The organism is Serratia bockelmannii, assembly GCF_008011855.1.
Lineage (GTDB): Bacteria > Pseudomonadota > Gammaproteobacteria > Enterobacterales > Enterobacteriaceae > Serratia > Serratia bockelmannii.
In genome coordinates this window covers 1,662,569-1,682,249 of the sequence record NZ_VOUX01000033.1, presented here as the reverse complement: position 1 = coordinate 1,682,249, position 19,681 = coordinate 1,662,569, and the positions used below count along the sequence as shown (strand labels likewise).

Annotated in this window: 14 protein-coding genes; 13 read left to right on the top strand and 1 reads right to left on the bottom strand. The window is 62.6% G+C overall.

The genetic code is table 11. The annotated features are described in order from the left end of the window. The first annotated feature begins 14 nt into the window (after nt 1-14). Complete coding sequence (gene tadA, locus FOT55_RS24445) at nt 15-521, top strand: tRNA adenosine(34) deaminase TadA (protein WP_049204917.1); 507 nt, start codon at nt 15-17, stop codon at nt 519-521. Here the strand turns inward: tadA and mltF are convergent, their stop codons facing one another. Next, nucleotides 522-1,982: a membrane-bound lytic murein transglycosylase MltF gene (mltF, locus tag FOT55_RS24440; RefSeq protein ID WP_049209562.1), complete on the bottom strand. Its 1,461-nt coding sequence runs from the start codon at nt 1,980-1,982 to the stop codon at nt 522-524. It lies immediately after the preceding gene. Between the two features lie 275 nt (nt 1,983-2,257). Between mltF and purL the strand changes: the two genes are divergently transcribed. The 12 genes from purL to FOT55_RS24380 all read left to right on the top strand — a co-directional run bounded on the left by purL (nt 2,258) and on the right by FOT55_RS24380 (nt 19,671). Continuing rightward, on the top strand, nt 2,258-6,151 hold the full coding sequence (purL, locus tag FOT55_RS24435) for a phosphoribosylformylglycinamidine synthase (protein ID WP_187181975.1): 3,894 nt from the start codon (nt 2,258-2,260) through the stop codon (nt 6,149-6,151). An 882-nt stretch (nt 6,152-7,033) separates the two neighbouring features. Then, complete coding sequence (locus tag FOT55_RS24430; RefSeq protein ID WP_025303933.1) at nt 7,034-8,470, top strand: sensor histidine kinase; 1,437 nt, start codon at nt 7,034-7,036, stop codon at nt 8,468-8,470. A 3-nt stretch (nt 8,471-8,473) separates the two neighbouring features. Continuing rightward, on the top strand, nt 8,474-9,346 hold the full coding sequence (gene qseG, locus FOT55_RS24425) for a two-component system QseEF-associated lipoprotein QseG (RefSeq protein WP_050505132.1): 873 nt from the start codon (nt 8,474-8,476) through the stop codon (nt 9,344-9,346). Next, complete coding sequence (glrR, locus tag FOT55_RS24420) at nt 9,343-10,683, top strand: two-component system response regulator GlrR (protein ID WP_025303931.1); 1,341 nt, start codon at nt 9,343-9,345, stop codon at nt 10,681-10,683. The genes qseG and glrR overlap by 4 nt, the downstream gene beginning before the upstream one ends. 130 nt (nt 10,684-10,813) lie before the next feature. Next, nucleotides 10,814-12,436, top strand: a complete 1,623-nt coding sequence (locus FOT55_RS24415; RefSeq protein ID WP_025303930.1) for an NAD+ synthase — start codon at nt 10,814-10,816, stop codon at nt 12,434-12,436. An 11-nt stretch (nt 12,437-12,447) separates the two neighbouring features. Next, nucleotides 12,448-12,786 carry a nitrogen regulatory protein P-II gene (glnB, locus tag FOT55_RS24410; RefSeq protein ID WP_004847623.1) on the top strand — a complete coding sequence of 113 codons (339 nt, stop codon included), beginning with the start codon at nt 12,448-12,450 and terminating at the stop codon, nt 12,784-12,786. A 330-nt stretch (nt 12,787-13,116) separates the two neighbouring features. Further along, on the top strand, nt 13,117-14,040 hold the full coding sequence (locus tag FOT55_RS24405) for a LysR substrate-binding domain-containing protein (RefSeq protein ID WP_038874511.1): 924 nt from the start codon (nt 13,117-13,119) through the stop codon (nt 14,038-14,040). A gap of 115 nt (nt 14,041-14,155) precedes the next feature. After that, the gene (locus FOT55_RS24400; protein ID WP_147824140.1) at nt 14,156-15,619 is read left to right on the top strand and encodes a gamma-aminobutyraldehyde dehydrogenase; all 1,464 of its coding nucleotides are present in this window, start codon (nt 14,156-14,158) and stop codon (nt 15,617-15,619) included. A gap of 73 nt (nt 15,620-15,692) precedes the next feature. Beyond that, the gene (gene ydcS / locus FOT55_RS24395) at nt 15,693-16,847 is read left to right on the top strand and encodes a putative ABC transporter substrate-binding protein YdcS (protein ID WP_147824139.1); all 1,155 of its coding nucleotides are present in this window, start codon (nt 15,693-15,695) and stop codon (nt 16,845-16,847) included. A 53-nt stretch (nt 16,848-16,900) separates the two neighbouring features. Next, nucleotides 16,901-17,929, top strand: coding sequence for an ABC transporter ATP-binding protein (locus tag FOT55_RS24390; RefSeq protein ID WP_015378790.1), 1,029 nt, complete (start codon nt 16,901-16,903; stop codon nt 17,927-17,929). 1 nt (nt 17,930) lies between these two features. Next, the gene (locus tag FOT55_RS24385; protein ID WP_025303927.1) at nt 17,931-18,875 is read left to right on the top strand and encodes an ABC transporter permease; all 945 of its coding nucleotides are present in this window, start codon (nt 17,931-17,933) and stop codon (nt 18,873-18,875) included. Then, entirely contained in the window at nt 18,865-19,671 is an 807-nt protein-coding gene (locus FOT55_RS24380) for an ABC transporter permease (protein WP_004941378.1), read from the top strand. The genes FOT55_RS24385 and FOT55_RS24380 overlap by 11 nt, the downstream gene beginning before the upstream one ends. Nucleotides 19,672-19,681: the final 10 nt, after the last annotated feature.

Genomic DNA, 19,681 nt, shown 5'->3' with positions numbered 1-19,681 from the left:
CGAGGAATTATGCGATGACTGAATATAATGATGAGTACTGGATGCGTCAGGCATTGCAGCTGGCCCTGCGCGCGCAGGAAGAGGGCGAGGTGCCGGTGGGTGCGCTACTGGTGCTGGACAATCAGGTCATCGGCGAGGGCTGGAACCGCCCGATCGGCCGACACGATCCAACCGCGCACGCCGAGATCATGGCGCTGCGCCAGGGCGGCGCGGTGCTGCAAAACTACCGCTTGTTGAACGCCACGCTGTACGTCACGCTGGAGCCCTGCGTGATGTGCGCCGGTGCGATGGTGCACAGCCGTATCCGCCGGTTGGTGTATGGCGCCGCCGACGAGAAAACCGGCGCGGCCGGTTCGCTGGTGGACATTTTGCGCCATCCGGGCATGAACCATCAGGTGGAGATCGTCTCGGGCGTGCTGGCGGACGAATGCGCCGCCACCCTGAGCAATTTCTTCCGCCTGCGCCGCGAACAGAAAAAAGCGCTCAAGCTGGCGCAGCGGGCGGCGGATACGCCGGAATAATCAGTAGTTGAGCGCCAGTTCCGGCATCACCGTCGGATAGCCTTTCCCCAACGCTTCCTGCTCGGCGGCCGCTTGCGCCGCCTTTCTCTCTTTTTCCTGCAGATAACCCACCAGGCTGACCTGGTAGCGGCGGATGTTCTCTACATAGTTGTAGGCTTCTCGCCCACGCGCATAGCCGTAGGTCAGCTGCGGGTAGTAACGCTTTTGGCTGAGCATCGGCAGGCGCTGTTTGACGTCGACCCAGCTGTCCGGATTGCCTTTTTGCGTTTTGGTCAGCTTGCGTGCGTCCAGCATATGGCCCCAGCCCATGTTGTAGGCCGCCAGCGAGAACCAGATGCGCTCGTCTTCCGGCACGCTGTCCGGCACCTTGGCCATCAGTCGCTGCAGGTAGAGCGCGCCGCCCTGAATGCTCTCTTCCGGATCGAGGCGGTCGTTGACCCCCAGGCCGTCGGCGGTGGCGCGGGTCAGCATCATCAGGCCGCGCACGCCGGTGGGGGAGGTGGCCTGCGGATTCCAGTGCGATTCCTGGTAGGCGATGGCCGCCAGCAGCTTCCAGTCGATCTCGTTGGCGTGCTTCTCGAACAGCGGGCGGAAGTTGGGCAGCACCGAGTCGATGGCCGACAGGAAGGTTTTGGTGTCCACATAGTCGAAGCTGCCGACGTGGCCGAGGTATTTCTCCTCCAGCCGCGCCAGGGTGCCGTCGTCCACCATTTGACTGTAGAAATCCAGCATCGCTGCGTACAGGCTGTCGTCGCCGTCACGTTTGAGATACCAGGTGACCGGCTCTTCGTCGGTGACGTCGAACGCCACCGCCAGCTGCGGATGGATGCGCTGCAGCAGCGCGATGGTCACCGAATCGCCGAGGGTGTAGTCCAGCTTGCCGTCGGCAACCCGCTCCAGCAGCTCTTTGGAGGTGAGATCGCTGGAGGACTCCCAGGTGAGATCCGGGTATTTATCCTGCTTGAGCTGTTTTAGCGTGCTGACGTGCGCGGAACCGGAGGCGACCGCCAGCTTGCCTTTGATGTCGGCGAAGCCTTTCGGCCGCGGGGTGCCCAGTCGGTACACCAGCTGTTGGGAAACAGAGTAGTAGGCCGGGCCTGTGCGTGCGCGGCTCAGGCGTTCCTGGTTGTAGATAAGGCCTGCCGCCAGCAGGTCGGCGTCGTCGTCGTCCAGATCGTCGAACAGGTCATTGATGTTCTGATGGGGGATCACCACCAGCTTCACCCCGAGGTAGTTGGCGAAGCGCTTGGCCAGTTCGTAGTCGAGCCCACCCGGCCCTTGCTTGGTGTTGAAATAGGTCAGCGGGGAGTTCAGCGTGCTGATACGCAACTCGCCGCGGGAAATGATCTCCTGGAGTTGCCCGCCCTGGCCGCTGCGCCAGGTGATATTGGGCCACAGCGCGAGAGCCAGAAGCAGGGTGACAACGCCGATGAGGATGTAGTTTATTTTAAGACGTTTCAAATAGTTATCCAGTGGTGGCACAGGTACACCGGCGACGACAACCGCGACTTTTCTCATGGTTAAATCACCAGTGCGGGGGGCATTTTGCGCAACAAAACGCCAGTGTGCAACTTTATTGACACGTTATGACAATTCGTCGGTGTGGCACGCTTTTATCAATAATCCCTACGCAAACGGTTTCGTCGGCGGCGAGGATTCTCTATAATGACGCGCGTTTTCCCCTGTTGCGCCCAATGAAGCGTCTTATCCGTCGCTTCGAAGACGAGAGAACTTTGATTATGGAAATTCTGCGTGGTTCGCCCGCTTTATCGGCTTTTCGCATTACCAAACTGCTGTCCCGCTGCCAGGACGCTCACCTGCCCGTCAGTGATATCTACGCCGAGTACGTCCACTTTGCCGATGTTAGTGCACCGCTAAGTGCCGAAGAACACGCCAAGCTTCAGCGTCTGCTCAAGTACGGTCCTTCTCTCGCCGAACACGCTCCCGAAGGCCGGTTGCTGCTGGTTACGCCGCGTCCGGGCACCATTTCTCCCTGGTCTTCCAAAGCCACCGATATTGCCCACAACTGCGGTTTGCAACAGGTGCTGCGGTTGGAGCGCGGCCTGGCGTTCTACGTCAAGGCGCCCGAGCTGACGGAAACCCAGTGGCGCCAGCTCGCCGCGCTGCTGCACGATCGCATGATGGAAACCGTCTTCAGCGAGCTGCAACAGGCCGAACAGCTGTTCGCGCACCATCAGCCGGCGCCGTATCAGTCGGTCGATGTGCTGGGCGCAGGGCGCACCGCGCTGGAGCAGGCCAACGTCCGGCTCGGCCTGGCGCTGGCGCAGGACGAGATCGACTACCTGCTGAATGCCTTTACCGGTTTGGGGCGCAACCCGACGGATATCGAACTCTATATGTTCGCGCAGGCCAACTCCGAGCACTGCCGCCACAAGATTTTCAACGCCGACTGGATCATCGACGGCGAACAGCAGCCTAAATCGCTGTTCAAAATGATCAAAAACACCTATGAGCAGACGCCGGACTACGTGCTGTCGGCGTATAAAGACAACGCCGCCGTGATGGAAGGCTCGCAGGTCGGTCGCTTCTTCGCCGCGCCGGAGAACGGCACGTACGATTACCATCAGGAAGACGCGCACATCCTGATGAAGGTAGAAACCCACAACCACCCGACGGCGATCTCACCGTGGCCGGGCGCCGCGACCGGCTCCGGCGGCGAGATCCGCGACGAGGGCGCCACCGGCCGCGGCGCCAAGCCGAAGGCCGGCCTGGTGGGCTTCTCGGTGTCCAACCTGCGCATTCCCGGCTTTGAACAGCCGTGGGAGCAGGATTTCGGCAAGCCGGAACGCATCGTCACCGCGCTGGATATCATGACCGAAGGCCCGCTGGGCGGCGCGGCGTTCAACAATGAATTCGGTCGTCCGGCGCTGCTGGGCTACTTCCGTACCTATGAAGAGCGCGTCAACAGCCACAACGGCGTTGAGCTGCGCGGCTACCACAAACCGATCATGCTGGCGGGCGGCATCGGCAACATCCGTGCCGATCACGTGCAGAAAGGGGAAATCACCGTCGGCGCCAAGCTGGTGGTGCTGGGCGGCCCGGCGATGAATATCGGCCTGGGCGGCGGCGCGGCCTCGTCGATGGCGTCAGGCCAGTCCGATGCCGATCTGGACTTCGCTTCGGTGCAGCGCGACAACCCGGAAATGGAGCGCCGCTGTCAGGAAGTGATCGACCGCTGCTGGCAGCTGGGTGACCAGAACCCGATCCTGTTTATCCATGACGTCGGCGCTGGCGGCCTGTCCAACGCCATGCCGGAGCTGGTGAGCGACGGCGGCCGCGGCGGCCGCTTCGAGCTGCGCGATATCCTCAACGACGAGCCGGGCATGAGCCCGCTGGAAGTGTGGTGCAACGAATCGCAGGAACGTTACGTGATGGCGATTGCCCCGGCGCAGATGGCGCAGTTCGACGAGATTTGCCGCCGCGAGCGCGCACCTTATGCGGTGATCGGCGAAGCGACCGAAGAACAGCACCTGACGCTGAACGACCGCCACTTCGACAACCAGCCGATCGACATGCCGCTGGACGTGCTGCTCGGCAAGACGCCGAAAATGACCCGCGACGTTACCCGCCTGCAGGCGCATGGCGAGGCGGTGCAGCGTGAGAACATCACGCTGGCCGACGCGGTGAAACGCGTGCTGCATTTGCCGGCCGTTGCGGAGAAAACCTTCCTGATCACCATCGGCGATCGCACCGTTACCGGCATGGTGGCGCGTGACCAGATGGTCGGCCCGTGGCAGATCCCGGTAGCCGACTGCGCGGTGACCACCGCCAGCCTGGACAGCTACTACGGCGAAGCGATGTCGCTCGGCGAACGTGCGCCGGTGGCGCTGCTGGACTTCGCCGCCTCCGGCCGCCTGGCGGTTGGGGAAGCGCTGACCAACCTGGCCGCCACGGAAATCGGCAGCCTGAAGCGCGTGAAGCTGTCCGCCAACTGGATGGCCGCCGCCGGCCACCCGGGCGAAGACGCCGGCCTGTACGAAGCGGTGAAAGCGGTGGGCGAAGAGCTGTGCCCGGCGCTGGGCATCACCATTCCGGTGGGCAAAGACTCCATGTCGATGAAAACCCGCTGGCAGGAAGGCAATGAACAGCGTGAAATGACCTCGCCGCTGTCGCTGGTCATCACCGCCTTCGCCCGCGTGGAAGACGTGCGCCACACCGTGACGCCACAATTGCGCACCGATAAGGGCGACAGCGCGCTGCTGTTGATCGACCTGGGCAACGGCCATAACGCGCTGGGCGCCACCGCGCTGGCGCAGGTTTACCGCCAACTGGGCGACAAACCTGCCGACGTGCGCAACGTTGCGCAGCTGGCGGGCTTCTTCAACGCCATGCAGCAGCTGGTGGCCGATCGCGCGCTGCTGGCTTACCACGATCGCGCCGACGGCGGCCTGCTGGTGACGCTGGCGGAGATGGCCTTCGCCGGTCACTGCGGCGTAGAGGTTAACCTCGATGGCCTCGGCGACGATGCGCTGGCGGTACTGTTCAACGAAGAGCTGGGCGCGGTGATCCAGGTGAGCGCCGAACGCCTCGACGACGTGAAGCGAGCGTTCGCGCAGCACGGTCTGACCGACAACGTGCATCACATCGGCAGCGTGCAGGCCGGCGATCGTTTCGTCATCACCCAGCACGGCAAGGCGCTGTACAGCGAAAGCCGCAATACGCTGCGCACCTGGTGGGCGGAAACCACCTGGCAGATGCAGCGCCTGCGCGATAACCCGGCGTGCGCCGATCAGGAACATCAGGCCAAGCAGGATGAACAAGATCCTGGCCTGAACGTGAAACTGACCTTCGCACCCGAGGAAGACATCGCCGCGCCGTACATCGCCAAGGGCGCTCGCCCGAAAGTGGCGGTGCTGCGCGAGCAGGGGGTGAACTCCCACGTTGAAATGGCGGCGGCGTTCCACCGCGCCGGCTTTGACGCGGTGGACGTGCACATGAGCGATCTGCTGGCAGGGCGCCGCGATCTGCAGGACTTCCACACGCTGGTGGCCTGCGGCGGCTTCTCTTACGGCGACGTACTGGGCGCCGGCGAAGGCTGGGCGAAGTCTATCCTGTTCAACGAGCGGGTGCGTGACGAGTTTGAGGCGTTCTTCCACCGTCCGCAGACGCTGGCGCTGGGCGTATGCAACGGCTGCCAGATGATGTCCAACCTGCGCGAGCTGATCCCGGGCGCCGAACACTGGCCGCGCTTCGTGCGCAACCTGTCGGATCGCTTCGAGGCGCGCTTCAGCCTGGTGGAAGTGGCGGCCAGCCCGTCGCTGTTCATGCAAGGTATGACCGGTTCGCGCATGCCGATCGCCGTTTCCCACGGTGAAGGGCACGTCGAAGTGCGCGATGCGGCGCATCTGGCGGCGCTGGAAAGCCATGGTCTGGTGGCGCTGCGTTTCGTCAACAACGCCGGTAAGGTGACGGAAGCTTACCCGGCTAACCCGAACGGTTCGCCGAACGGCATTACCGCCGTAACCAGCGCCAACGGACGTGCCACGGTGATGATGCCGCACCCGGAACGCGTGTTCCGCACGGTGAGCAACTCCTGGCACCCGGAAGAGTGGGGCGAGGACAGCCCGTGGATGCGCATGTTCCGCAACGCCCGTAAGCAGCTGGGCTAAAAACGGCCACCACCGTACAGAGGGCGCAAGCAATTGCGCCCTTTTTTATGGCCGGCGTTCGCCGACTGGCGGCAGTGTCTGCATTTTGCGACAGGCGCCATTTTTCCTGTCGCTAAATGGAGACATTTAACTGTTTGATTTTATTGATGGTAAGCGGGTTTGGCTTTAGTTGTCTGCATTTGGCGACAGCGCGGCGTTTTTTTCATCACTCATCGAGGCGTGATGCGCAAAGAAATTTGCTGATATAATTTTATTTTTTAATAAAATCATGTTGTTATTATTTTTATTGCAAACTTGGCACGCAACGTGCATTATTCTCGTCAGTTGCTCATTCAACTTTTTATGACGGCGCCGTCATTAGACGGCAAATCGCCTCATAAGCCTCCGAATGATGCCAAAGAAATGGTGCCTATCGTCCAACTAAACCGATAACAGACCGTGCAAGCGGCTTTATCAAGCATCGGGCGACACGTGGAGTGAGGCACCGCCTGTATCCAACTGTGATGAAGGGTTCATCAATCCTGGATACTTACGGATGCTATTCGTCCTGTTCGATGCCAGCCGCTGCGCTACATCACCCTGGGGACGAGGTTCAAGGGCATCCACACTTTCCTTGCGTTGGGGCAAGTTTCTTGCCCCGATGTCAATTCTCAACGCTGCGCTTATCCCTGTTTCGTTGCCTATGCCCTCGAACGCAGACGCTCTCCCCACACTCTCGTTTTCGCACCGGTTGATATTACCGGGGCCGCATGCCGTCGGCAGGCCTATGGGTGCGGTTCACCAATCCCGTCGCTTTTTCCTTGTGCGTTCAGGATTCTCCCTTGCCGGGCTTTTTTCTTTCCGGCGAGTCAGTTAGCATCGTGACAGAGCTGAGAGAATGAGATGATTTCGTTGAAAAAATGGCGTTTATTTCCCCGTTCGCTGCGGCAATTGGTGCTGCTGGCCTTTCTGTTGGTGCTGCTGCCGCTGTTGGTGCTGGCCTATCAAGCCTACCAGAGCCTGGATCACCTCAGCGCGCAGGCGGCGGACATCAACCGCACCACGCTGGTGGACGCACGGCGCAGTGAGGCGATGACCAGCGTGGCGCTGGAGATGGAGCGCAGCTATCGTCAGTACTGCGTGCTGGTCGATCCTACGCTGCAGAAGCTGTACCAGAACCAGCGCAAGCAATATTCGCAGATGCTGGACGCCCACGCGCCGATTCTGCCGGACGAGCGCTACTACCAAACGCTGCGTCAGTTGCTGACCCAGCTGGCGGCGATCAAATGCCATAACAGCGGGCCGGACCAAGAGGCTTCGGCCTTGCTCGAATCGTTCTCCCGTTCCAACGCCGAAATGGTGCAGGCCACGCGCGCGGTGGTGTTCTCGCGCGGCCAGCAGCTGCAGCAGGCCATCGCCGAGCGTGGCCAGTTCTTCGGCTGGCAGGCGCTGCTGCTGTTCCTGGTCAGCGTGCTGCTGGTGGTGCTGTTTACCCGCATGATCATCGGGCCGGTCAAGGCCGTGGAACGGATGATCAACCGCCTGGGGGAAGGGCGCGCGCTGGGCAGCACTGCATCGTTCAAGGGGCCGCGCGAGCTGCGTTCGCTGGCGCAGCGCATCATCTGGCTGAGCGAGCGGCTGGCGTGGCTGGAATCGCAGCGCCACGAATTCTTGCGCCATATCTCGCACGAGTTGAAAACGCCGCTGGCCAGCATGCGCGAAGGCACCGAGCTGCTGGCCGACGAGGTGGCGGGGCCGCTGACTTCCGATCAGAAAGAGGTGGTGACGATCCTCGACAACAGCAGTCGCCACCTGCAGCAGCTGATTGAACAGCTGCTGGATTACAACCGCAAACTGGCCGATGGCCCGGCGGAACACGAGAACGTCGAGCTGCGCGAGATGGTCGATTTGGTGGTCGCCGCGCACAGTTTGCCGGCGCGGGCGAAGATGATTTCCACCGAAATCGTGCTGGAGGCGGAAATCTGCTGGGCAGAGCCTACGCTATTAATGCGCGTGCTGGATAATCTCTACTCCAATGCGGTGCACTACGGCAAGGAATCCGGTAACATTTGGATCCGCAGCCGTCAGGTTGGACAACGGGTGCAAATCGACGTCGCCAATACCGGCACGCCGATCCCCGAGGCTGAAAGAGCCATGATTTTCGAGCCTTTTTTCCAGGGTAGTCACCAGCGAAAAGGGGCGGTAAAAGGAAGCGGACTGGGGTTGAGCATCGCTCAGGACTGTATCCGTCGCATGCGCGGTGAGCTGCAACTGGCGACGGTCGCCGGTGCAGACGTCTGCTTCCGCATTGAACTGCCGTTAACCGCCGAGAATGAATAAATAATGTACACATGGTCTAAGCGCCTTCGTCTTTCACAGACCGAACGTTCACCGCGTGCCACGCACAGAGCGCCGCTCGGCAAACGCCCGATCAGCTGGTTGGGCGCCGTCTTCTTTATGCCGCTGTTGCTGGCGGGCTGCGTCGATCGCGCCGTCAGCGGCGGCCTGAACTCTCAGCAGCAAGAGGCGATCCCGGATACCAAGGTGATCGATTACCGCACCGCGGCTTGCGATACCCTGTGGCAGTTGGACGACAAGGATGCGCTGGATAATGCGCTCTACTGGCTGCGCGCGATGGACTGCGCCGATCGCATCGGGTCGACCCAGGCGCGCGCGCTGGCGAAAACGGTGCCGGGTGACAGCTGGTCCGGCGTTTTCAAACAGAGCATCCTGCTGGGTAGCGCACAGCCGACCTCCGGCGAACGCCGCCAGATGATCGACAGGATCAACAGCTACCGGATGGAGTTCCCCGGCTCGCTGCGTCCACTGACGCAGCTGTGGCGCCAGCAGCAGATGCTGCAGATCACGCTGTTCGATGAGAAAGCGCGCTATCAGCATCTGCAGGAGAGCAGCGACAGCCAGATCGATTCGCTGCGCCAGAGCCAGGCGCGTTTGCAATCGCAGCTGCAGGACACCTCGCGCAAGCTGGAAAACCTGACCGACATCGAGCGCCAGCTCTCTTCGCGCAAGCAGCTGCAAGGGGAAATCCCGGACAACGGCGCGGGCTCCCAAAAGGGCGAAGCCGCCGGTAAAAACGGCGCGGCCGCCAAAGGGGCTGAGCCGCAGGACGAGCCGGAAAAGGGCACCGCGCTGCCGGTTGAACCGGAAGACACCTATACGCCGCCCCCTGCCAATAAGGAGTCCCACGCGCAATGACCGCACGCAAACCGGCCAACCTGTTATTGGTTGACGACGATCCCAGCCTGCTGAAGCTGCTGGGCATGCGTCTGACCAGCGAAGGTTTTCACGTCACCACCGCCGAAAGCGGCCAGGAAGCGCTGCGCCTGCTGGCGCGCGAACAGATCGATCTGGTGATCAGCGATCTGCGTATGGACGAGATGGACGGCATGGCGCTGTTCGCCGAGATCCAAAAACATCAGCCGGGCATGCCGGTGATCATTCTCACCGCGCACGGTTCGATTCCCGATGCGGTGGCCGCCACCCAGCAAGGGGTGTTCAGCTTCCTCACCAAACCGGTGGATCGCGATGCGCTGTACAAGGCCATCGACGAGGCGCTCGCGCTGTCGGCCACCCCGGCCGGCGACGAGGCCTGGCGGGAAGACATCGTCACCCGCAGCCCGCTGATGCTGCGCCTGCTGGAGCAGGTGAAAATGGTGGCGCAGTCCGACGTCAGCGTGTTGATCAACGGCCAGAGCGGCACCGGCAAAGAGGTGGTGGCGCAGGCGATCCACGCCGCCAGCCCGCGCGCCGGCAAGGCATTCATCGCCATCAACTGCGGCGCGCTGCCGGAGCAGCTGCTGGAGTCCGAACTGTTCGGCCATGCCAAGGGCGCCTTTACCGGCGCGGTCAGCAGCCGCGAGGGGCTGTTCCAGGCGGCGGCGGGCGGCACGCTGTTCCTCGACGAAATCGGCGATATGCCGCTGTCGCTGCAGGTGAAGTTGCTGCGTGTGCTGCAGGAGCGCAAGGTGCGGCCGCTGGGCAGCAACCGCGATCTGGACATCGACGTGCGCATCATCTCCGCCACCCACCGCGATCTGCAAAAGGCGATGGCGAAGAACGAGTTCCGCGAGGATCTCTACTACCGCCTCAACGTGGTGAACCTGAAGATCCCGGCGCTCAACGAGCGCGCCGAAGACATTCCGCTGCTGGCCAACCACCTGTTGCGCGAAGCGGCTCAGCGGCACAAGCCGTTCGTGCGCAGCTTCTCGACCGACGCCATGAAGCGGCTGATGACCGCCAGCTGGCCGGGCAACGTGCGTCAGCTGGTCAACGTCATCGAGCAGTGCGTGGCGCTGACCTCGGCGCCGGTGATCAGCGAAGCCCTGGTGGAGCAAGCGCTGGAAGGGGAAAACACCGCGCTGCCGACCTTTGCCGAAGCGCGCAACCAGTTTGAGTTGCACTACCTGCGCAAGCTGCTGCAGATCACCAAGGGCAACGTGACCCAGGCCGCACGCATGGCGGGCCGCAACCGCACCGAGTTTTACAAATTGCTGTCGCGCCATGAGCTGGACGCCAACGATTTCAAAGAATGACAGATTCCCGCCGGTGCCTGCCACGCAGGTTCTCAACAAATCCGGCGGAATGATTTACACTCCGTTCTCTTTGCCGCGGCGCGCCCCGGCGTAGAGCACCATGGAACGTATTAAGCGGGATCGTACACAAATGAGCAGATCACTTTCCATCGCCCTGGCCCAGCTGAACCTGCTGGTCGGCGACATTGAAGGCAACACCGAACGCATGTTGCAAATCGTGCAGGAGCAGCAGAAGGCGGGAGCCGATCTGGTCATGTTCAGCGAACTGGCGCTGTCCGGCTACCCGCCGGAAGACCTGCTGTATCGCAATGATTTCTACCAGCGCTGCGACGCGCAGCTGCTGCGCCTGCAGCAGGCCTCCGCCGAGACGGCGATCCTGGTCGGCCACCCGTGGCGCGAAGGCGACAAGCTGTATAACGCGCTGTCGCTGTTTGCCGAAGGCCGCCTGCTGACCCGCTACTTCAAGCAGCAGCTGCCGAACTACGGCGTGTTTGATGAGAAGCGCTATTTCCACGCCGGCAACGACACCTGCGTGGTGGAGTTGAAAGGCTACCGTCTGGGGCTGCTGATTTGCGAAGATCTGTGGTTCCCTGAGCCGATCGACGCCGCCAAGGCGGCCGGCGCGGAGATTATCCTGTCGATCAATGCCTCGCCGTATAACCGCGAAAAACCATATATCCGTAAAACGCTGATGGCCGGCCACTGCCAGCGCACCCAGCTGCCGCTGGTGTACCTCAACCAGGTCGGCGGCCAGGATGAGCTGATCTTCGACGGCTGCTCCAAGGTATTCGACGCCGCCGGCACCATGACCCACCGTCTGGCGGCTTTCGACGAGCAGGTGACTCGTCTGGAATTCAACGAGCTGGCCGTGGTGCCGATGGCCGATCCGGCCGCTGAACTGCCGCAGCTGGCGCAGGTGTATCAGGCGCTGGTGCTGGCGGTGCGCGACTACGTGACCAAAAACGGCTTTAAAGGCGCGGTGCTGGGGCTGTCCGGCGGCATCGACTCGGCGCTGACGCTGGCGATCGCCGTGGATGCGTTGGGTAAAGACAAGGTGCAGGCGCTGATGATGCCGTTCCGCTATACCGCGGACATCAGCATCGCCGACGCCAAGGAAGAGGCGGAAATCCTCGGCGTGGAGTTCGATATCGTCTCCATCGAACCGATGTTCGACGCCTTTATGGGCCAGCTGTCGCCGATGTTCGCCGGCACCGAGCGTGACACCACCGAAGAAAACCTGCAGGCGCGTTGCCGCGGGGTGGTGCTGATGGCGCTGTCCAACAAACGCCGTAGCATCGTGCTGACCACCGGTAACAAGAGCGAAATGGCGGTGGGTTACGCCACGCTGTACGGCGATATGGCCGGCGGTTTCGACGTGCTGAAAGACGTGCCGAAAACGCTGGTGTTCAAGCTGTCCGAATACCGTAATACCGTCTCCTACGTGATCCCGCAGCGGGTGATCGATCGTCCGCCGTCCGCCGAGCTGGCGCCGGATCAGGTCGATCAGGACAGCCTGCCGCCGTACGATATCCTGGATGCGATCCTGGAAGGCTACGTTGAGCGCGACAAGTCGGTCGCCGATCTGGTGGCCGAAGGGTTCGACGAAGCGATCGTGCGCAAGGTGATCCGCCTGGTGGACATCAACGAATACAAGCGGCGTCAGGCCGCCGTCGGGCCGCGCATCACCGCCCGTAACTTCGGCAAAGACCGCCGCTACCCCATCACATCCGGTTTTGGCCGCAAAAATTGGTAAAAGGAAAGAAGATGAAAAAGATCGACGCGATTATCAAGCCGTTCAAACTGGATGACGTCCGCGAAGCGCTGGCCGAAGTGGGCATCACCGGCATGACGGTCACCGAAGTGAAAGGTTTCGGCCGCCAGAAGGGCCACACCGAGCTGTACCGCGGCGCCGAGTACATGGTCGACTTTTTGCCTAAGGTGAAGATCGAGATCGTGGTTGCCGACGACATCGTCGACACCTGCGTGGAAACCATCATGCAGACCGCGCAGACCGGCAAGATCGGCGACGGCAAGATCTTCGTCTTCGACGTGGCGCGCGTGGTGCGCATCCGTACCGGTGAGCAGGACGAAGAAGCGATCTGATCCTCCGCAGGATCATCGGCCATCAGGGCGCAGCGTGCTGCGCCCTTGTCATTTCTGTCCCCCGCGCATCATGCTTCTTCGCCTCGCCGTTTCCCCCTTTTTGCCTGTCAGCATTCTAAAAAAGCGAACGCTATCGCGTTTTTGATACTTTTCCCGATCGCTTTTCTCGCGGGATCTACAATCAATCTAACTATCTTGATTGAGGTGATCCCCAATGAATTTCAAGTTGCGGCTAGGCGGCAAGGGCGTGCATCCCCAGGAGCTTACTCAAGTAAGTGACTGGGGTAAGCGCACGCAGACAACAACGCAGCGGCTTGAAAGGCGATGGGGATGATGACGTTACGCCAAATCCGCCACTTCATCGCCGTGGCGGAAACCGGGTCGATCTCCGCCGGCGCCCAGGCGGTGTTTGTCTCCCAGTCTTCGCTGACGCTCGCTATCCAGCAGCTGGAAACCGAGATCGGCGTGCGGCTGTTCGATCGCCACGCCAAGGGCATGACGCTGACCCATCAGGGGCATCAGTTTTTGCGCCAGTCGTATCTGATCCTGGCGACGGTGGACAACGCCAAGCGCAGCCTGCAGATCGGCACCGAAAGCCTGACCGGCAAGCTGACCGTCGGCGTCACCAGCCTGGTGGCCGGCTACTTTCTGGTGGAGCTGCTCACGCGCTTTAAATCGGCCTATCCCAACGTCACCGTGCAGGTGGTAGAAGACGAACGCCCGTACATCGAGCATCTGCTGGTCAGCGGCGAGATCGACATCGGCGTGCTGATCCTGTCGAACATCGAAGACCGCGACGCGCTGCAGACCGAGGTGCTGATGCACTCGCCGTACCGCCTGTGGCTGCCGCCGCTGCACCCGCTGCTGGAGCACGAGAGCATCAGCCTGGCGGACGTGGCCAAACAGCCGCTGATCCAGCTCAACGCCGATGAAATGGACGTGCACGCGCGGCGCATTTGGTCGCGCGCCGGGCTGAAACCGGAAATCGCCATGAAGACCGCCTCGACTGAGGCGGTGCGCAGCCTGGTGGCGGCGGGGATGGGGGTGTCTATCCAGCCGGACATGGCGTACCGCGCCTGGTCGCTGGAGGGCAACATGATCGAGGCGCGCAAGCTGGACGATCTGCTGGAGCCGCTGGACATCGGGTTGGCGTGGCGGCGCGGCAGCGCACGGCCGGAGCTGGTGACGCCGTTCCTCACCATCGCGCGCGAGAACGGCAGCAAACACGCCGCCGGGCTTAAGCATTCGATTTAATCGAACGCGGCGTTCAGTATTTAGAATTTGTTGCCCGCCAGAGGCTCGCTTAGGCTGATTAAAACTAACTTATTCACATTTGGTTAACGTTTTTGTCACTTAGGGGCGTCAGGCGATGGCAGATGTGCAGTTTCTCTCGGGTTTGTCCTGTCAGCAGTTCATTAACGGTCAGCTTATCGACGGCGAAGGCCAGCAGGAATGCATCGTCAATCCGGCCAACGGCGAGACGCTGATCGCCCTGACCGAAGCCTCTTCGGCGCAGGTCGGCGGCGCGGTGAAAGCCGCGCAGCAGGCGTTCGGCCACTGGTCGCGCACCACGCCGGCCCAGCGCGCCGCTCTGTTGCTGCGCATCGCCGACGCCATCGAGCGGCAGGCGCCGCAGCTGGCGCAGCTGGAGGCCCTCAACTGCGGAAAACCGCTGCATCAGGCGCTCAATGACGATCTGCCGGCGGCGGTTGACGTGTTCCGCTTCTTCGCCGGCGCGGTGCGCACGCAGCAAGGGCAGCTGGCCGGCGAGTATGTGCCCGGCCACACCTCGATGATCCGCCGCGATCCCATTGGCGTGGTGGCCTCGATCGCCCCCTGGAACTATCCGCTGATGATGGCGGCGTGGAAAATCGCGCCGGCGCTGGCGGCGGGCAATACCGTGGTGTTTAAACCCTCCGAACATACGCCGCTGACCATTCTGGCGCTGGTGCCGGCGCTGCAGGAGATCCTGCCGCCGGGCGTGCTGAACATCGTCTACGGCGGCGGTGAAGGGGTCGGCAGCCAGCTGGTGGGGCACCCGCAGGTGCGGCTGGTGTCGGTCACCGGCGATATCGTCACCGGGCAAAAAATTCTTCAGGCGGCGGCCAAAAGCGTCAAGCGCACCCACCTGGAACTGGGGGGCAAGGCGCCGGTGATCGTCTGCGACGACGCCGATCTCGACGAGGTGGTCAACGGCATTCGCACCTACGGCTATTACAACGCCGGCCAGGACTGCACCGCCGCCTGCCGCATCTACGCGCAGGCGGGCATCTATCCCAAACTGGTGGACGCGCTGGGCGAGGCGGTCGCCAGCCTGCGCTTCGCCCGCAAGCGCGATCAGGACAACGAGATCGGCCCGTTGATAAGTAGCCGCCAGCGCGATCGCGTCGCCAGCTTCGTCGAGCGCGCGCTCAGCCAACCGCATATCGAATTGATCACCGGCGCCGCGGCCCACTCCGGGCCGGGGTTCTACTACCAGCCGACCCTGCTGGCGGGCTGCCTGCAAAGCGACGAAATCGTGCAGCGCGAGGTGTTTGGCCCGGTGGTCAGCGTCACGCGCTTCGAGCATCTGGCGCAGGCAGTCGAGTGGGCCAACGACTCGGAATACGGGCTGGCTTCGTCGGTGTGGACGCAAAATATCGATCGGGCGCTGCACATTGCCGCCCATCTGCAGTACGGCAGCACCTGGATCAACACCCATTTCACCTTGGCGAGCGAGATGCCGCACGGCGGCCTGAAACGCTCCGGCTACGGCAAGGATCTGTCCAGCGATTCGCTGCAGGATTACAGCGTTGTCAGACACGTAATGGCGAAGTTCAAAGCCAGCTTCTAGCGGTTCTATAAAGCAAAATCGGGCGGCAGCCGTTCCCTGCCGCACACAGATACGCAACACAGGGGTAATTACGATGAGAAAAACTACCGCAGTCACCACCACCGTCTCCGCGCTCTGTCTCACCGTGCTGTGCGGCCTGCCCCAGGCGGCCGATCTGCCGCAGTCACTGGGCAAAGGCGAAGGCCGGCTGGATATCATCGCCTGGCCCGGCTACATCGAACGCGGCCAGTCCGACAAAAACTACGACTGGGTCACCCAGTTTGAGAAGCAAACCGGCTGCGCGGTGAACGTGAAGACCGCCGCTACCTCCGATGAAATGGTCAGCCTGATGGCCAAAGGCGGCTACGATCTGGTGACCGCCTCCGGCGACGCCTCGCTGCGCCTGATCTTCGGCAAGCGGGTGCAGCCGATCAACACCGCGCTGATCCCGAACTGGAAGAACATCGATCCGCGCCTGCTGAACGGCGCCTGGTACACCGTGGACGGCAAAACCTACGGCACGCCGTACCAGTGGGGGCCAAACCTGCTGATGTACAACACCAAAACCTTCCCGACGCCGCCGGACAGCTGGGCGGTGATCTTCCAGCAGCAGAACCTGCCGGACGGCAAGAGCAACCAGGGGCGGGTGCAGGCTTACGACGGCCCGATCTACATCGCCGACGCGGCGCTGTTCCTGAAGGCCACCCAGCCGCAGCTCGGCATCAGCGATCCTTATCAGCTCAACGAAGAGCAGTATCAGGCGGCGCTGAAGCTGCTGCGCAGCCAGCACGCGCTGATCCACCGCTACTGGCACGATACCTCGGTGCAGATGAGCGACTTTAAAAACGAAGGCGTGGTGGCTTCCAGCGCCTGGCCGTATCAGGCCAACGCCCTGAAGGGCGAGGGGCAGCCGATCGCCACCGTGTTCCCGAAAGAGGGCGTGACCGGCTGGGCGGATACCACCATGTTGCACAGCGACGCCAAACACCCGAGCTGCGCCTACCAGTGGATGAACTGGTCGCTGGAGCCGAAGGTGCAGGGCGACGTGGCGGCCTGGTTCGGGTCGGTGCCGGCTTCGCCGGCGGGCTGCAAGGCCAGCGCGCTGCTGGGTGAGAAGGGCTGCGAAACCAACGGCTTCAACCAGTTCGACAAAATCGCCTTCTGGAAAACGCCGCAGGCGCAGGGCGGCAAGTTCGTGCCGTACAGCCGTTGGACCCAGGACTACATCGCCATCATGGGCGGCCGCTAAGCCGCGGGGCGCAGCCCGCTGCGCCCGAATCACATCCGTATGGAGCACAGAAAATGACCATTGCCGTGCAATTCATCGATGTTTCGCGGACTTTCGGCGATGTTCGCGCCGTGGATCGGGTATCCATCGATATTCAGGACGGGGAATTCTTCTCCATGCTCGGGCCGTCCGGCTCGGGCAAAACCACCTGCCTGCGCCTGATCGCCGGCTTTGAACAGCTCACTTCCGGCTCGATTCGCATCCACGGCCAGGAAGCCGCCAACCTGCCGCCGTACCAGCGCGACGTGAACACCGTGTTTCAGGATTACGCGCTGTTCCCGCACATGTCGGTGCTGGAAAACGTCGCCTACGGCCTGATGGTGAAGGGCGTCGCCAAACGCGAGCGGCTGGCGCGGGCGCAAGAGGCGCTGGAGAGCGTGGCGCTCGGTTTCGTCGCCGAACGCAAGCCGGCGCACCTGTCGGGCGGCCAGCGTCAGCGCGTGGCGTTGGCGCGCGCGCTGGTCAATCGGCCGCGGGTGCTGCTGCTGGACGAGCCGCTCGGCGCGCTGGATCTCAAGCTGCGCGAGCAGATGCAGGGCGAGCTGAAGAAGCTGCAGCGCCAGCTGGGCATCACCTTTATCTTCGTCACCCACGATCAAAGCGAAGCGCTGTCGATGTCCGATCGGGTGGCGGTGTTCAATAACGGCCGCATCGAACAGGTGGATACGCCGCGCGAGCTTTACATGCGGCCGAAGACGCCGTTCGTCGCCGAGTTCGTCGGCACCTCCAACGTGGTACGTAGCGAGCTGGCGCAGCGCCTGCTCGGCGAAAGTCGAACCTTCTCGATCCGGCCGGAACATATCCGCCTGCTGGAGCAAGGCGGCGCGGCGCAGGACGAGATCCAGGTGCAGGGCACGCTGCAGGAAATCCATTACCAGGGCGCGGCCACGCGGTATGAAATCGCGCTGAACGGCGGCGAAAAGCTGCTGGTCAGCCAGGCCAATCCGCAGTGGATCGCCGAAGGGCAACAGCGGCAGATCGGCCAGCCGATCGTCGCCTGCTGGCCGCGCGCGGCGATGGTGCCGCTGCTGGAGGAGAGGTGAGATGGACATGAGCATCGATTCCCCTTCGGCGCGCGGCGGCACCGTGCGCGCGCTGTCGACCTGGCTTTATCGCCGGCCGACGCTGTATCTGCTTTTGCTGCTGGTGCCGCCGCTGCTGTGGTTCGGCGCGGTGTACCTCGGTTCGCTGCTGACGCTGCTGTGGCAGGGGTTTTACACCTTCGACGATTTCACCATGGCGGTGACGCCGGACCTGACCTTCGCCAACCTGGCGGCGCTGTTCAACCCGGCCAACTACGACATCATCCTGCGCACGCTGACCATGGCGGTGCTGGTGTCGCTGGCCAGCGCGGTGCTGGCGTTCCCCATCGCCTATTATATGGCGCGCTACACCAGCGGCCGCGTCAAGGCGTTCTTTTATATCGCGGTGATGATGCCGATGTGGGCCAGCTATATCGTTAAAGCCTATGCCTGGACCCTGCTGCTGGCGAAAGACGGCGTGGCGCAGTGGTTCCTGCAGCACCTGGGGCTGGAGCCGCTGTTGGCTTCGCTGCTGACGGTGCCCGGCGTCGGCGGCAACACGCTGTCGACCTCGGGGCTGGGGCGTTTTCTGGTATTCGTCTATATCTGGCTGCCGTTCATGATCCTGCCGATCCAGGCGGCGCTGGAGCGCCTGCCGCCCTCGCTGCTGCATGCCTCAGCGGATCTGGGCGCGCGACCGGCGCAGACTTTCCGCCACGTTATTTTGCCGCTGGCGGTGCCGGGTATCGCCGCCGGATCGATCTTCACCTTCTCGCTGACGCTGGGCGACTTTATCGTGCCGCAGCTGGTGGGGCCGCCGGGCTATTTCATCGGCAGCATGGTGTACGCCCAGCAGGGCGCGATCGGCAATATGCCGATGGCCGCGGCCTTTACGCTGGTGCCGATCGTCCTGATCGCCATCTACCTTTCCATCGTCAAACGTCTGGGGGCTTTCGATGCACTCTGAACGCGCGCCCTTAGGGCTGAAGCTGGCCGCCTGGGGCGGACTTGTCTTCCTGCATTTCCCGTTGGCGATCATCGCCATCTATGCCTTCAACACCGAGGATGCGGCCTTCAGCTTCCCGCCGAAGGGCTTCACGCTGCACTGGTTTAACGTCGCCGCCGGGCGGCAGGACATCCTCGATGCGGTGCTGCTGTCGGCGCAGATCGCCTGCCTGGCGACCGCCATCGCGCTGGTGCTCGGCACCCTGGCGGCGGCGGCGCTGTATCGGCGCGATTTCTTCGGCAAGGACAGCATTTCGCTGCTGCTGCTGCTGCCGATCGCGCTGCCGGGGATCGTCACCGGCCTGGCGCTGCTGGCGGCGTTCAAGGCGCTGAACATCGAGCCGGGCATCCTGACCATCGTCGTCGGCCATGCGACGTTCTGCGTGGTGATCGTGTTCAACAACGTCATCGCCCGGTTCCGCCGCACCTCGTACAGCTTGATCGAAGCGTCGATGGATCTCGGCGCCGACGGCTGGCAAACCTTCCGTTACGTGATCTTGCCGAACCTCGGCTCGGCGCTGCTGGCCGGCGGCATGCTGGCGTTTGCGCTGTCGTTCGACGAAATCATCGTGACCACCTTTACCGCTGGCCACGAGCGCACGCTGCCGCTGTGGCTGCTGAACCAGCTCGGCCGCCCGCGCGACGTGCCGATCACCAACGTGGTGGCGCTGTCGGTGATGCTGTTGACCATGCTGCCGATCCTCGGCGCTTACTACCTGACCAAAGGTGGAGAAAGCGTCGCCGGCAGCGGCAAATAATTTCCTTACC

Coding starts and splice junctions, on each gene's coding strand:
- tadA (WP_049204917.1), top strand. CDS start 15: ATGACTGAATATAATGATGAGTACTGGATGCGTCAGGCATTGCAGCTG.
- FOT55_RS24430 (WP_025303933.1), top strand. CDS start 7,034: ATGATTTCGTTGAAAAAATGGCGTTTATTTCCCCGTTCGCTGCGGCAA.
- qseG (WP_050505132.1), top strand. CDS start 8,474: ATGTACACATGGTCTAAGCGCCTTCGTCTTTCACAGACCGAACGTTCA.
- glrR (WP_025303931.1), top strand. CDS start 9,343: ATGACCGCACGCAAACCGGCCAACCTGTTATTGGTTGACGACGATCCC.
- FOT55_RS24415 (WP_025303930.1), top strand. CDS start 10,814: ATGAGCAGATCACTTTCCATCGCCCTGGCCCAGCTGAACCTGCTGGTC.
- glnB (WP_004847623.1), top strand. CDS start 12,448: ATGAAAAAGATCGACGCGATTATCAAGCCGTTCAAACTGGATGACGTC.
- FOT55_RS24405 (WP_038874511.1), top strand. CDS start 13,117: ATGATGACGTTACGCCAAATCCGCCACTTCATCGCCGTGGCGGAAACC.
- FOT55_RS24400 (WP_147824140.1), top strand. CDS start 14,156: ATGGCAGATGTGCAGTTTCTCTCGGGTTTGTCCTGTCAGCAGTTCATT.
- ydcS (WP_147824139.1), top strand. CDS start 15,693: ATGAGAAAAACTACCGCAGTCACCACCACCGTCTCCGCGCTCTGTCTC.
- FOT55_RS24390 (WP_015378790.1), top strand. CDS start 16,901: ATGACCATTGCCGTGCAATTCATCGATGTTTCGCGGACTTTCGGCGAT.
- FOT55_RS24385 (WP_025303927.1), top strand. CDS start 17,931: ATGGACATGAGCATCGATTCCCCTTCGGCGCGCGGCGGCACCGTGCGC.
- FOT55_RS24380 (WP_004941378.1), top strand. CDS start 18,865: ATGCACTCTGAACGCGCGCCCTTAGGGCTGAAGCTGGCCGCCTGGGGC.